The sequence below is a fragment of the Mycoplasma sp. OR1901 genome, assembly GCF_013348745.1.
Classification (GTDB): Bacteria; Bacillota_I; Bacilli_A; order Mycoplasmatales; family Metamycoplasmataceae; genus Mycoplasmopsis.
Map to the genome: position 1 here is coordinate 859,492 of NZ_CP054666.1, position 14,804 is coordinate 874,295.

The 14,804-nt window shown below is 26.1% G+C and carries 14 protein-coding genes; 7 read left to right on the plus strand and 7 right to left on the minus strand.

The features are described 5' to 3' along the window. Position 1 precedes the first annotated feature (1 nt). Positions 2-895: a Cof-type HAD-IIB family hydrolase gene (locus HTZ87_RS03080; RefSeq protein ID WP_174893095.1), complete on the minus strand. Its 894-nt coding sequence runs from the start codon at positions 893-895 to the stop codon at positions 2-4. A 265-nt stretch (positions 896-1,160) separates the two neighbouring features. On the opposite strand from HTZ87_RS03080, the gene pyrH reads away from it, so the two are divergent. The 5 genes from pyrH to rsmA are packed head-to-tail and all read left to right on the plus strand — an operon-like array spanning position 1,161 to position 5,417. Beyond that, the gene (gene pyrH / locus HTZ87_RS03085; RefSeq protein ID WP_174893096.1) at positions 1,161-1,883 is read left to right on the plus strand and encodes a UMP kinase; all 723 of its coding nucleotides are present in this window, start codon (positions 1,161-1,163) and stop codon (positions 1,881-1,883) included. Positions 1,884-1,885: 2 nt separating this feature from the next. Beyond that, positions 1,886-2,437, plus strand: a complete 552-nt coding sequence (gene frr, locus HTZ87_RS03090) for a ribosome recycling factor (protein ID WP_174893097.1) — start codon at positions 1,886-1,888, stop codon at positions 2,435-2,437. A gap of 44 nt (positions 2,438-2,481) precedes the next feature. Beyond that, positions 2,482-3,840, plus strand: a complete 1,359-nt coding sequence (gene mnmE, locus HTZ87_RS03095; RefSeq protein WP_174893098.1) for a tRNA uridine-5-carboxymethylaminomethyl(34) synthesis GTPase MnmE — start codon at positions 2,482-2,484, stop codon at positions 3,838-3,840. Next, positions 3,840-4,643, plus strand: coding sequence for a TatD family hydrolase (locus HTZ87_RS03100; protein WP_174893099.1), 804 nt, complete (start codon positions 3,840-3,842; stop codon positions 4,641-4,643). Before mnmE ends, HTZ87_RS03100 begins: the two co-directional genes overlap by 1 nt. Continuing rightward, entirely contained in the window at positions 4,644-5,417 is a 774-nt protein-coding gene (rsmA, locus tag HTZ87_RS03105; protein WP_174893100.1) for a 16S rRNA (adenine(1518)-N(6)/adenine(1519)-N(6))-dimethyltransferase RsmA, read from the plus strand. Between the two features lie 108 nt (positions 5,418-5,525). Here rsmA and hinT read toward each other — a convergent pair whose 3' ends face one another. Genes hinT through HTZ87_RS03120 form a run of 3 tightly spaced genes read right to left on the minus strand, consistent with a single transcriptional unit; the run spans position 5,526 to position 9,230 of the window. Further along, positions 5,526-5,843 (minus strand): histidine triad protein HinT, encoded by a 318-nt coding sequence (gene hinT / locus HTZ87_RS03110; RefSeq protein ID WP_174893101.1) that lies wholly within the window; start codon positions 5,841-5,843, stop codon positions 5,526-5,528. Next, entirely contained in the window at positions 5,836-7,050 is a 1,215-nt protein-coding gene (locus tag HTZ87_RS03115; protein WP_174893102.1) for a HinT-interacting membrane complex lipoprotein P60, read from the minus strand. The genes hinT and HTZ87_RS03115 overlap by 8 nt, the downstream gene beginning before the upstream one ends. After that, positions 7,050-9,230, minus strand: a complete 2,181-nt coding sequence (locus tag HTZ87_RS03120) for a HinT-interacting membrane complex protein P80 (protein WP_174893103.1) — start codon at positions 9,228-9,230, stop codon at positions 7,050-7,052. The genes HTZ87_RS03115 and HTZ87_RS03120 overlap by 1 nt, the downstream gene beginning before the upstream one ends. A 350-nt stretch (positions 9,231-9,580) precedes the next feature. On the opposite strand from HTZ87_RS03120, the gene HTZ87_RS03125 reads away from it, so the two are divergent. Together HTZ87_RS03125 and HTZ87_RS03130 are read left to right on the plus strand one after the other, a co-directional pair. Further along, the gene (locus tag HTZ87_RS03125; RefSeq protein ID WP_174893104.1) at positions 9,581-10,780 is read left to right on the plus strand and encodes a restriction endonuclease subunit S; all 1,200 of its coding nucleotides are present in this window, start codon (positions 9,581-9,583) and stop codon (positions 10,778-10,780) included. A 93-nt stretch (positions 10,781-10,873) separates the two neighbouring features. Beyond that, the gene (locus HTZ87_RS03130) at positions 10,874-11,428 is read left to right on the plus strand and encodes a hypothetical protein (RefSeq protein ID WP_174893105.1); all 555 of its coding nucleotides are present in this window, start codon (positions 10,874-10,876) and stop codon (positions 11,426-11,428) included. 22 nt (positions 11,429-11,450) lie between these two features. On the opposite strand, the gene HTZ87_RS03135 is transcribed toward HTZ87_RS03130, so the two are convergent. The 3 genes from HTZ87_RS03135 to HTZ87_RS03145 all read right to left on the minus strand — a co-directional run bounded on the left by HTZ87_RS03135 (position 11,451) and on the right by HTZ87_RS03145 (position 14,803). Continuing rightward, positions 11,451-12,164: a winged helix-turn-helix domain-containing protein gene (locus HTZ87_RS03135; protein ID WP_174893106.1), complete on the minus strand. Its 714-nt coding sequence runs from the start codon at positions 12,162-12,164 to the stop codon at positions 11,451-11,453. A gap of 36 nt (positions 12,165-12,200) precedes the next feature. Continuing rightward, positions 12,201-13,976: an alpha-amylase family glycosyl hydrolase gene (locus HTZ87_RS03140; RefSeq protein ID WP_174893107.1), complete on the minus strand. Its 1,776-nt coding sequence runs from the start codon at positions 13,974-13,976 to the stop codon at positions 12,201-12,203. A gap of 119 nt (positions 13,977-14,095) precedes the next feature. Next, on the minus strand, positions 14,096-14,803 hold the full coding sequence (locus HTZ87_RS03145; RefSeq protein WP_174893108.1) for a hypothetical protein: 708 nt from the start codon (positions 14,801-14,803) through the stop codon (positions 14,096-14,098). Position 14,804: the final 1 nt, after the last annotated feature.

The following is a 14,804-nucleotide window of genomic DNA, read 5'->3' on the forward strand; positions in this document are numbered from 1 at the left end:
ATTAATCCTCTAAAATTCTTTTCTTTTTCTTCTCATTAGATTTAGATATTTCAAGTTCAGGATTATCTAAAAATTTGTTTATGTATCAACCAACTCCACCTTGTCTATTTGTTTTATTGATTTTAACTGTTGCGTATTGTCTTACATCTTTTGTGGCGTTACCCATAGCAACTGAAACGTTAGCAACCTTAAACATAGGAACATCATTGAAACCGTCACCTAAAGCAATTGTGTTTTCAACAGGTATATCATAATATCTCATAAGCATACTTAATGCTTTACCTTTATTTGCTGTGATATTAGTCATATCAAAAACAGGAGATAATCCTTCACCTTTACTTCAATATGAGAATTCAGCTAAATCACCATATCTAGCATTTAAATATGATCTTAATTCTTCAACATTTGTGTCTTTTTTAACATCAAAAATAATTCCTGTAGGCATAAGTGGAATTTTATGAAAATCTAAACCAATCATTAGTTTAGCTGATGAGCTAAACCCAAAAACTTTTTCCAAATCAGGATCTCTTTTTTGTAATTGAACTCAATCAGGTCCTTCTATCGCGATATTAGAAACTTCTTTTTGTACTTTTTCATCACCCAATACATATAAAGCTTCATTTAAATTTAAGTATTTAATGTAAGGAATAAAACCATCATCTTTAGGGTGGTGGATGTGTGCACCATTATAATTTGAAACTACTGTATCTAGACCTAATGTATCATAAATAAATTTAGTACTTCTTCATGGTCTACCAGTTAAAATACATACCTTATGTCCTAAAGAAACAGCTCTTTTTATAGCATTAACTGTTTGATCGTGTACTTCACCAGTAGAACTAGAAAGTAATGTTGTACCATCTAAATCGATGGCAAATAAGTATTTATTATTCATATAACTCCTTTATATAAATTTTATGTATTAAAATTATACAAGATTTTATTTTTTAATCTATAATAATGCACTTTTAGAAAAAATTTCATAATAATTATCAAACAAATGTTTTTTATCAATATAATATTCAAAAAACGAAAATATATTAATACTAGTTAAAAACGTCCAAAAAATAATTTTTTTCATTATTTTAGCGTGCAAATGACAAAAATTCTCATTTTTCTATTATAATTATTAAAATATTAAATATATGGTGAGAGGTGCAATGAATAATTATAAAAGAATATTGATAAAACTATCTGGTGAGGGTTTTGCAAATAAAGAAAAACACCTTGCGATTGATAGTGAATTAGTTAAAAAAATAGCTCTTCAACTAAAAGAAGTAGTAGCAAAAGGGATTCAAATTTCGGTTGTTATTGGTGGTGGTAACTTTTGAAGAGGTGCTTCTGCTGAAAAAAACGGAATACCAAGAAATAGAGCAGATTATATCGGTATGTTAGCAACTATAATGAACGGACTTGCATTAAGAAGTGGTTTTGAACAAGCTGGATTAAAATCTAGAGTTCAAAGTTCATTGAACATTGATCCAAAAATTGCTGAAACATACGTAAACGAAAAAACACTTAAATATTTAGAAGATGGAGAAGTGGTTATATTTGTAGGTGGAACAGGAAGACCATACTTTACAACAGATACAGCTTCAACACTTTATGCATCAGAAATAAACGCAGATGTAATATTAATGGGTAAAAACGGAACAAACGGAGTATATGACTCAGACCCTAAAACAAATCCAAACGCTAAGAAATTCGATAAAATTACATATGATGAAATTTTAGAGAAAAAATTACAGGTTATGGATTTAACAGCCACAAGCATGGCTAGAGACAATAATATTGATTTAATAATTTTTAACCTTTTAGAAGAAAACTCAATAATTAAAGTACTAGAAGGCAAAATAGAACACACAAAGGTAACACAGAGGTAATAATGGATATAGAATTATATTTAATGGAATTAGAAGAAAAAAACGAAAAAGCAATACAACATTTCAAATTTGAAATGTCAAAATTATCCACAGGAAGAGCTAACCCACAAATAATCAAGGGTGTTAGAATTAATTATTATGATACTCCTACTTCACTTGAAGAATTAGCAAATATTAGTGTACCAGAACCACAACAATTACTAATTAAACCATATGACTTAACATCAGTTAAAGAAATTACAAAAGCATTAGAAAAAGCTAATTTAGGTATTTTACCAGTTGATGAAGGTAACCAAGTTAGACTTACATTCCCTGCCTTAACAAGAGAACGTAGAATCGAAATGGTTAAAAACCTTAAAAAACTTACAGAAAATGCAAAAGTCGGAGTTAGAAACTCTAGACAAGATGTTAATAAATTAATTAAGAGTAACGATGAGTTATCTGAAGATGTTGCAAAAAATTACTTAGACATTATTCAAAAACATACTGACCAAAATATCGATAAAATTAACGAATTAAGCAAAGAAAAAGAAAACGAATTAATGAATGGATAATAATGTAAAGGTGATTAAAATCACCTTTTATTTAATTAATAAATATGAACGATAATATAGCAGCAATAAGTTCTGGTTCAAGAACAAACCAGCCCATCTCCATAGTTAGGCTAAGCGGTCCTAACGCGGTAGATATAATAAAAAAAATATACAAAGGTAAAATTGGTCATGATCATCAAATTACTTATGGTGAAATATATGATAAAGAAACTTTAATAGATGAAGTTTTAGTAATGTGATTTATAGGTAAAAAAAACAAAGACGGAAAAATGATTTATAACAACTACGTTGGAGAACCTATCATAGAAATAAATTGTCACGGCGGAATCGTTGTCACAAATAAAATTTTAGAATTGCTTTTAGTGCATGGCGCACGTCTAGCTGAACCTGGCGAATTTACAAGAAGAGCTTTTTTAAACGGTAAATTAGACCTAGTTAAAGCGGATGCAATACATGACTTAATAATGTCTAAAACAACGAGACAAGCTAACGCAAGTGTTTCTCGTTTTAAAGGTAAAACAAGTGATTTATTAGATAAAATTAATAATAGAATTAGTCTACTAATTGGAACAGCCGAAGTTAATATTGACTATCCAGAATATGAAGATGTTGATCAAATAACTTCAAAGTTATTTATCAACACTTTAGGTGAATTATCTAAAGAATTTAGTGAAATAATAAGAGTTTCCGAAAAAAGTAGATACATATTCGAAGGTGTTAAAGTCGCTATTTTAGGTAAACCAAATGTTGGTAAAAGTAGTGTCTTAAATGCTTTACTTTCTGAAGAAAAAGCCATCGTAACTGATATTGCTGGAACTACAAGAGATTTAGTCGAAGCAAGTTATCAAATTGATGGAATTTTATTCAAATTAATTGATACCGCTGGTATTAGAAAAACTGATGAAATAATTGAACAAATGGGTATTAAAAAATCTTTTGATCAAATCGAACAAGCGGATTTAATTTTACACATTTTAGACCCATCTCAAGAAAATAATGAGTTCGATATTGAAATTGAGAAAAAATCTAAAGAATTAAACAAATATTATATTAAAGTTATGAATAAATCTGACTTGGTGCAAGGCAAAAAAGACGGATTTATTTATATTTCTGCAATTAAAAAAGAAATCGAAGATCTCGAAAAAGCTTTAGTAGAAAACTTCAAAAATATCGATGTTTTAGATGAAAGAATTTTCTCAAATACAAGACAGTTATCATTAATTAAAAAATCTAAAAGACATATTGATGATGCTTTAGAATTAGCTAAAAATGAAGGGTATACTTTTGATACTCTAATAGTAGATTTATACGATGCTTGAGATTCACTAGAAGAAATAAAAGGGAGAGCTAATAGAGAAGATTTATTAGATACAATGTTTTCTAACTTCTGTTTAGGTAAATAATGGGTAAAAGAAGAAATAAATTTATAGATGCACACGCACACGTAAACTACTCATACTATAGCGAGTTTGCTATTCAACAAATAGTTGAAGCAACAGAATATAATAAAGTTGAATTTATAATAAATAATGGTGGTCATTTTGAAGAAAATGACCAAGTTATTGAACTATCACAAAAATATCCTCTTTTAAAAGCATGTATTGGAATTCATCCTGAAAGCATTAAAAATAATGATTCTATTAAAGGTTTTAAAGAAAAAGTTATCCACAACTTAGATAACATAGTTGGGATCGGGGAAATAGGTATTGATTATTATTATGAAGACGGTCCTGGTAGAGATGTTCAATTACATTGTTTTGAAGAACAAATTAAAATAGCAAGTGAATATAATTTACCTGCAGTTATTCATATTAGAGATAAAGAAAATGAATTCCAAGCTTATGAAGATACATATCAAATACTTAAAAAATATCCAAATTTAAAAGTTATGTTGCATACTTTTGCAGGTAACATTGAGTGAGCTAAAAAGTTCATGGAATTTAAAAATTTATATTTTTCTTTTAGTGGTGTAGTCACATTCAATTCAAGCGAAAATACTAGAGAAGTAGTTAAATTTGTTCCATTGGAAAAAATGCTAACCGAAACAGATTCACCATACTTAAGACCACATCCATACTCAGGAGAAAAAAATGAGCCCAACACAGTTGTTTACACAAGTTACTATATTGCAGCCTTAAAAGAAGTTGGTTTAGATAAATTTGTAGACAAAATAAATAGAAATTTAAGAAGGTTATTTAATTTATAAATGAAAAAAGAAGTATATGCAAAAAAGAAATTTGGACAAAATTTCTTAAAAGATAATAATATTATCAATAAAATTTTAAAAGTCACTGAAATAAAAGACAATAATATAGTTGAAATTGGTCCAGGGCGCGGAGCTTTAACAAAAGAATTAGTTAAAGAAGCTAAAAAGGTTACCGCATTTGAAATTGACCAAGATATGGTTAATGTAATTCAAGGCGAAATTAAAGAATCTAACCTTACACTCATTCATGAAGATTTCTTAAAAAGCGATCTCTCATCGATAGAAAAATCAAAAGTAATAGCAAATATTCCTTACTATATCACGACAGATATTATGTTTAGAATATTTGAACACCGTGATATTTTTAACGAAGCAATATTAATGGTGCAAAAAGAAGTGGCTGAAAGAATAGTTTCAAAAGAGAACTCTAAAGAATATTCTAAACTATCATTAAGTGCGCAATTTTTAGCAGATACTAAAATAGAATTTATTGTTCCTAAAAATGCTTTTTCACCTGCACCAAAGGTAGATTCAGCAATAATATCTCTAAAATTTTATGATGATATTGATAATCAAACATGAAATATATATAAAGACTTTTTTAAATTATGTTTTAATAACAGAAGAAAGAAATTAATAACTTCTCTTAAAACAGTTTATACAAATGATAAAATTTTAAAATCATTTAGTGAATTAGGGTATGACGAAAACATTAGAATTCAACAAATACCGCTTGAAAATGTTGTTGAGTTATACAAATTACTAAATGATTAAAACTAAGCAATACAGATTAATTATGAGCGTTTCAGAGCATATCTCTTATAAATTAAGATGTGCTTTTTATTTTAAACAAAAATAGTATTAAAAATAATCGCAATGCGATTATTTGTATGGTATTACGTGAACGTGTGTATGCATTACTTCTTGACCTGCGCTAGAACCAGTATTAATTACGATTTTAAATCCTGTAGCTTCGTTATTTTTAATTTTTTCCATAGCTAATTTACGTGCTATTTTCATTAAATAACTAATTTCTTCATCGGTTTGTTCAATAATGCTTGTTTTTTCCACTTTTGGTATAACTAGAAAATGTCCTGGTTGTTTAGGGTTAATATCTAAAATAGATATAACTTTATCATCTTCATAAATTATATTAGAGTTAATTTCTCTATTTATAATTTTTGTAAAAATACTAGCCAAGGAACTTTGATCCTTCTAACGATTTTTTCAATGTATCATTTTCTGTTATTGTTAATTTATTACCTAAAGCAACGAATGCTTCAACAGCTTTATTATAAAGTGACTCATCATTAACAGATAAAATTGTTGTTAGTATTAATAAATTAGGTGCAAAAATAGTGTTATCCATTGTAAAAATTGTCATTTCTTTTTCTTTATCGTTTGGATTAGCAACTTTTTTAGTTAAAGGCATAATTCTATTTAGGTAAGAAATGTTAATTTTTCCATCATTGTTAGTGATTTTAATAGATTCAGCTAAATTACCATCTTCTGTAACTTTAACTAAGTTTTTAGTTGAGTAATTGTAGAAACCGCTTAATAATACATTGTCTTGCGATAATGCTGTTAATGAGTTATCAAAGCTGAATGGAGTTTTTTGAATACCTACATAACCACCTAATTTTGTTTCAATTTTTTTATTATTTGAGAATAATAAGTTAGATGAAACAACATTATCTGTTGTGTAGTTTTTTAATGTTATGTCATTGAATTCTTGTATGTTTGAGATTGTTTTATATTTTGTAGTGAATAAATCTTGTTCTTTGCTTGATTTAAACTCTCATAATTGAACATAATTTTTGTCAAGAATGTAATCAATTAATAAGAAATTGTTTTGATCAAATTTATCTTTATTTTTTAAGTATTTAGAATTATCAACTTTTTGTAATTCTTCTTTTTTAGAAATTGTTAAATATTTATTAACTAACAATTGTTTGTTAACTAATAATCTAACATCAGATGATTTGTTTTTGTATAAAATAGAGAATTGTTCTAATGTTGGTAACGATTTAAAAGAAAAAGCTTTTTCTAATTCTTTATAATCATTTTCGTTTAATACACCTAGTGAAAGTAAGTTTGTGATTTGTTTTTCTAAATATTTTGAATCTTTTTGATTTTGGTATTCAACATATGTTTTGTAAGTTTGGAACGCTGCATCTTTATAGTCTTGGTTTGAGAATAATTCATTGTTATTTTCTACTGAATAATATGTTTTTAAAACATTTTCAATTCATAAGTTTTCAACTTCCGTTTTTACTTTTGTATCTTTAAACAATTCATCTTGTTTAGTTTTTTCAATTGAATCGGCAGTTCTTCCACAAGAAATAGCTGCCACACTAATTGATGCTAATGATACTGGTAAAATAACTTTTTTAATTCATTTTATCATTATTTATTCTCTCCTTGTTTTAACATTTTTCTTAATGCGTTCTCATATAAATTAAATGCACTTTCTTCTGAATAGCTAAAGTTTTTAGCAACAAGATCATAATATGCAACTTTCATTTTAGCATCTTTATAACTTAAGTTTAAGTTTGTCTCTGTGTTGTATGTATCTTTAATTCATTTGTCTACTTTATCTAAATTATTTGTAATATCAACATTTAATTTACCATTATGAATTGAGTAAGCGATGTTTGAGTATTCTTCAAGAACTTCATCTGTGTATTTTTCTTTTTTATCAGTTACGATTGGATTATATGTTTCTTTTAAAACATTTTTCATTGAATTATCTTTTAAAGCTTCAACAACAACTTCTTCTTCAGAGTATTTTCTATTAATTTTATTAACTAAATCAAAGTGTGTTGAGAACCCTTTTAAAACATTGATCATATCATCTTTAAACATTTTCATGTAAGTATCTTTTTCAGATATTGAATTAACTTTAAATAAATTAATTCCAGTGTTATTTAATAAAGCGTAATAATCATTTTTATCAGAAACTTTATAAACTGTAGAATTGTAATCTTTATTATCGATATTAATATTGAAATGAGTATTAAATGATTCTTTCACTCATTTATCAAATTGTGCATTATCCATAGAATTAATTAATCTATTAATGTAACTGTTTAATAGAGATGTTTTTTCAATAAATGTTTGATCGTTAGCAACCCCGCTAGTGTTTGATAATTCACTTTTTAGATCATTAATTTTTTTCTCTAAATCAGAGTTTATACCTGATGGTAATTTATAAATTTCATTTAAAGCAATTGTAGGAATTTTTTTGTTATTTGATGAAAGTTCATCACTAGCAATTATTCCTAAAGCTTGTTCTTGGTTTGATTTAAATAAATCTTTAAATGTTGTTAAACTGTTTTTTAGAAGTGTGTCTGATTTTGTTAATGTTAAAGATTCAATGTAACTTGAATATAATGATTTATTGTATTGAAAATCTTCGCTTGTTTGATCTTCTTTAATTAAAGAATACTTACTTGCCTCTTCGAATGTTTTAAATAATTCAACGTTTTGAATAAATTCTCTTTCTGTAGTTGTATTTTCACCATCTTTTTTTGTTTTAACTATTGATGAATAACTTAAAAGATTGATTAATTTTTCTTTTGATTTATCGTCAAATTTAAAAGGTTTTGTTAATTCAGGATTATGAGCACCAGGTAAAATTATAGACTCTACTGTCATTAAAGAATTTGAATCAAAGTAACCATCAATTAATTTTGTTGGATTTTTTAAAGTTTCAACGAATGAACGTGTTGTAAATGTAACAACTTTTTTATCATTAGAAGTATCTTTGTAGTAATTTACATTTTCTTCATAGAATGGTAAAACCTTATCACCTTTGTGGAATAAAACTTTTTGTGGTAAAGTATTTCCAAATTCATCTATATCGTAAATATCTCTTTTAGCAACTCTATTAATGAATGTTAAATCTTGTGATTTAACTTCAATTGTATAACGTCTTAATGCTTCGTTCTCAATTTCTTTAAATACTAAATAATCAGTTGCTTCTTCAACTGTATTACTTTTACCAAATTCTTCTGTTTGTAATTTTTCTAGAAATGCTTTTTCTCAGGTTTGGAAAGGATATTTCTTTTGAATATTATTTCTTTCTTCTTCGATTTTTGCTTTTTGTTCTTTTCTAATATCGTCTATTTTCTTTAGTTTAATATCACTTCTAACTGTTTCGCCACTAATTAATGAGTTATTTAAAATATGTTCATATAATTGTGAAGCACGTTGCTCTTGTTTATATCACTCTAAAATAATTTTTTTGTATAATGAACTTACTTTGTTTTGGTTACTTTTACTTGTATCCGCTAAAACATTTGTTAATTCTTTTACATTAATTTTAGTTACTGTACCATTACTATTTTTAAATTCTAAAACATCAACATTTTCTTTAGTTGGTTGTTCGTAAGTAACTTTTGTACTATTAATTACTGCTGGTATTGTAATACCTAAAATTCCACCAACTGCTAGAGTTGATAAAATAGCAATATTTACATAACTTCTCTTTTTCTTATTAGTAGTATTTTTATTTTGTTTTTTTTCATCGTATGAGTCATTAACTTCTGTTAAACGTTCAAAAAATGACTTTTGTCCTTTTGCCATAAAGCTCCTTTTTTATAAACTTTTAATTTTATATTAATTATAACAAAATAAACACTTTTTACGCAACTACAAAGACCAAAAAATGTTTTTTTTAAATTTAGCAAAATCTTTAGTGAATTAACGTATATTTTTATCACTTTTTTATCTATAAAATAGAGATTTTATACAAAACATGATTTTTCCGTAATAACAATCTTTAAAATTATTTTAAATGAAAATTAACCCAAAATTTTAGTACCACTTTTTTCAAAAAAAATTTAATATTTTTTTAAAACATGATACATGTGGTGTCAATGAAAATTATATATGGTAAAATATTAATAAATTTAAGACATTTAACGGAGAAAAATATGAGTAATAAGAATGATTTTAAGCCTGAAATTAGATTCAAGGAATTCACAAACGATTGAGTACTAAAACGTATCAATGAAATTGGTTACAAATTTAGTGGATTAACTGGCTTAACTAAAGATAATTTCGTGGGTGGAAAATCAATTTATATTTCGTATCTAGATGTCTATAAAAATAATATTATTGACTTTTTACCTGATAATTATGTAAATATTCATAATCATCAAAATAAAATTAAAATAGGTGATATTTTAGTACCTACTTCATCAGAAACAATTAATGAATCTGGAATGGCTTCTGTTTTTAATTTTGAAACTTCAGAAAATGTTTACTTAAATAGTTTTTGTTTCGGAGTAAGACCGTACGATGTTGAAAGTATTGTTCCTAACTTTTTAGGATTTTTAATGAGATCTAAAAACATCAGAAAAGAAATAATAAAATTATCTCAAGGTATTTCTAGATACAATCTTAATGTTAATAATTTTTTGAGTCTACAAATAAATATTCCAAATGATAAAAATGAAATGAAAAAAATCGCTTCTTTAATTGACGAAATTAGGCAATCAATTACACTTCTTCAGCGTAAGTTAAAGAAACTTGAAAATATTAAAGAGTTTTTATTGAATAAAATGTTTGTGAGCGGTCAAGCTAATTTTCCGGAAATTAGATTTAAGGAATTTACAAACGCTTGAGTACTTAAGCCTGTCGATGAAATTGCTACCGTAAAAACAGGCTCAAGTAATACAGATGATGCTACTCATAATGGTATATATCCGTTCTTTATTAGATCGGAAGACGTTAAAAAAAGTAATAAATACATTTTCGATAAAGAAGCAGTTATTACTATTGGTGATGGAAAAATAGGAAGTGTTTTTCACTACGTAAATGGTAAGTTCGATCTCCACCAAAGATGTTATGGTATATTTGATTTTAATTATGTAAGTGGTAAATATTTTTATTGATACTTTTCAAGTCATTTTTTAGAAAGAGCACTATCTCAATCAGCAAAAAATACAGTTGATTCAGTTAGAATGGAAATGATTACAAAAATGGATATTCAGTATCCAAATGTTGAAAAAGAACAAAATAAAATTACATTATTTTTTGATAATATTGACTCATCAATTACACTTCTTCAGCGTAAGCTTGAAAAACTGGAAAATATTAAGTCAACATTACTAAATAAGATGTTTATTTAAGAAAAAATGAACTTATGTTTCTACACTAAGTTCTTTTTTAATCAAAAAAATGATTGAAATTTTTAATTTCTATTAATTTTGTATAATTTTAGTATGGAAAATGTTGAAAAGAATAAAATACTAGTTAAATTCGATGAAATAGCGCACAAAAACAACTTTGTGTATTCACTATTTGGTAATTCATTACAAAAAATTGAAAAAGAACAACAATTAACTAGCCCTTATGAAATAGTTATAGATTTACAAGCTTTTTTAAAACTTAAAACTTATAATAGAGAGCAAATATCTGTTAATAAAAAATTTAGTGCTGACAACCCACTACCAAGTTTTAATTACTACGGTGAAAAAATTTATCTAAACCTTTTGTTAGCTTCTAATTCAACTGAATTAAACTATAAAATAATTAATAAATTACTAAATTTAGTTAATAAAAAATCAGATGCAGATGAAATATATAACTTAATTAACTCGATTTATTCTTATGAACCAGACATTTGAATTCTTCTTTATTTTGATTACGACGAATCATCATTAAAAATTAAAAAAATTACAAATATTAATCCTAATTATTATTCAGTTTATACTACTCAATCAAAACTAAAATTACCTTATCATAAAGGTTTTATAAATATACAAAAAAACGACTAAAACATATTTGTTATAGTCGTTTTTAATATAATGAAAATTCTTGGTGGAAGAAAATAAAGTTTTCTGGTTTAACGTAGAATTTAGCAGCAATGCTAATACTTTCGTTATCGTAACCTCACATAGTTATAACAACTAGTTTATTCTCTCCAAACATTTTAACATCTTCGTACTTTAACTCATAAACAATATTTGTTAAACTACTTCTTTCAGCTAAAGTATCGATAATTGGTTTATTTAAACTTATAGGTTCAAATTGATCTATATTTTTAGTTGATAAAAATATATCTGCTTCACCAATTAATTCTCCGTCAATTTCATATGATGTACGGAATTGTCTAAAACCATCAACAAAAATTATTCTTTTTTCATGGAATCATTCAGGTTCAGTTGGATTTTCTTTTTCGATACCTCTAACTCTATCAGCACCAATTAAAAAGCTAATTGGTTTAATTAAGTTGTAAAAATTCTCAGCGACAAAGTGTCCTCTTTTAGAAATTGTGTAAACAGCACCAAGAGCGTATAGTTTTTGATAAGCACCTACAACAACACTTCTAGAGCAATTAAACATTTCCATTAATGCGTGCTCTGAAGGCATAATTTTATTAACAGGAACTTTTCTTGTTACTATTAAATCAATTAAATATTTGACAACTTCATTAGTTTTACTTAATATTTTAGGAGTTGCTTTAGAAACTAATTCTTCATTAATTTTTTTTCTATTTTTTGCGTTTACCATATCACAATTTTACCAAATTTAAAAATTAATATTTTATTATTTTTTTATCAATTTAAAAATTGCGTATCCACCTTGCTTCATTTCGAAGTTTCAACCGTAATTATTTGTTTTATTTAACAAGATAGGTTTAAAGTGGTAATCTCTTGAAATTTTAATAAAATTTAATCTTTCGTTTTTGTAATTACAGAAGGCAAAAAGTAAGAATTCTTTTTCTTGACCTGGTGCTTTTCTTACTGTAACACTTGAGTAATCATCTGTATCAACAAATGTATAAGGGTCTGCAATTGTATCAGAATTTGTTTCTTTTAAGAAAGGAAATTCTTCACGTAATTTAGACATATATTGAATTAAACTATAAGGTGAATTTTCAACTTTAATAGCTTCTTCGATTACTGGTAATTGAGTTGCAGAAGTTAATAAAATATATTCTTCTAAGTTCTCAATAACAATACCATCATAAATGAAACAATTCTCTTGTGGATTTGATCATTTCATCGGTTCTCTTAAAGAAGGGTCACCATAATATCTTGTTCCAAAGTAGTATAATTCATCACCTTGATAAATAATTGGATTACCAGGTAATGCCATTAGTTGAAACATAGCTATTTTTAAGTTATCTTTCTCTAGTTCAGTTAACTTTTTAGTTAACTGATATGGTTTATTTTTAGAAACTTCTTCTCTGAATACTTCTAATCATCTTTTTGTGTCGTGATTATCTATGAAAGGCATTCATCTACTAATTGGAGATGCTTCTTCATATTTTTTAACTAGTTCTTTTAAGTCTTTAAACGGAATTCTAACATCAGTATTTTGTCTAAAGTATTTAAATCCATCATAAATAGTGTTTAAACCTAATTGATCTCCGTCTTTTAAATATTGTAGTCCTTTAAGTGTATCTGTGAATACTCATTCACCAACCATGAACACATCATCACGTCCTGCTGGTTTAGTGATTTCGTCACTAGCTTTTCTCAATATTGAGAATATTTTAGCTTCATTAAAATTGTTTTTTGTTTCGATTTCACTTGAAAAATATTCTGCTATAGCATCATATCTAAATCCATCAACTCCAACTGCAGTTCAGAATTTTTGAATTTCAGCTAATTCATCAATAACTTCTTTATTATCTAAGTTTAAGTCGGGCATTGAGTATGAAAATCTAGCTAAATAATGCTTATTTGTAGGAGTTTGATTAACTTTTGGAAAGCTTTTTCTGTAAAATTCCTTATCTAATTTAACATCTGGATCATTAATGTCTAAATCAGGCTCTATTCTGTAATATCTTTTGTATAATTCATCACCTTCGATTGCTTTTTGGAATCATGGGTGTTCAAATGATGTATGGTTAAAAATTAAGTCTAAATAAACTTTAATTCCTTTCTTGTGTGCTGCACTTAAAAAATCAATAAAAGCATCCATACCACCTAATTGATCTGCAACATTACAGTAATCTTTTACATTGTAACCGTGATAACTTGATGAAGGGTGAATTGGTGATAATCAAATTTGGTCAATTCCTAAATTTGATAAATAGTCGATTTTATTTTTTAAACCAATAAAATCACCTATCCCATCATTATTTCCATCAGCAAATGAGTAAACTAATACTTGGTACATTACATTTGTATTTTTGTAGTTTTGTAATGGTTCAGCTTTTGGAGCAGTCTTTCATAAATCTTTATAAGTTTGGTTAATATTATCCTTGTATTTTGGGTCATCTCACTTAGCATATTCTTTTCTAAGTTGATTTTTTAAATATTTTTTATATGTTAAGTTTAAATATTTTTTTATTGCTTTATCTTTTAAATTCATAGTAATAAAATTATAATAATTTATACAAAAACATCGCATATTTAGGGTATTTTCTTGACGGGTGCACCAAGTTTTAAAGAATATAAAAACAACAGGGCTTCCTGTTGTTTAAAATGATTTTAATTACCGTCTAATATATTTTGAATTTTGTTTTTTAAATCGTTAATTTTATTAGTTTTAGAAACAGATACTGAACGAGTTTTTTTACCTACGAACATTTTAATACGTCCATTATTATTTTCTTCTGAAGTAACTAATAATTTATCTTTAGTAACAAAACCAAATTTCTTTTTAGCGCTAATTGTAAATACTAATGTAATGAATGACATAATCATTGAAGATCAAATTAATTTATAGCTAAGATCATATTTTAATTGAACGTCAATTTCACGAAGTTCTTCATTAATAGTAATAACATTAATTTGTTTTACACTCTCTGGTTGTAATGAAATTATTGCAAATGAACTAACGAATAATACCGCTATTAAAAAGTATAAACTTTTAAAGTGTTCATCTGCATTACCAATATTCTTGTAAAGTTTGTATTGCATTACAAATAAAATAACAAGAATAACAACTGCAGAAAATACAAATAATGTATTTAAGAATAAGAATAATTCTGTTAGTTGATAAGTTGGAGAAGATTTTTTTCAGTTTAGAACTAACACATGACCTGCATTAATTCAGTTTTTTTCGATTTGAATTCTATCGAAAAAGTTAATGTACATTACTATTTGAAATATTAATGATATAAAAACTAGTAATGTAATTAAGAATAAAAGAATTTTTCTTTCTTTGTAATTTTTAAGATGTTTTGATAAATTCATA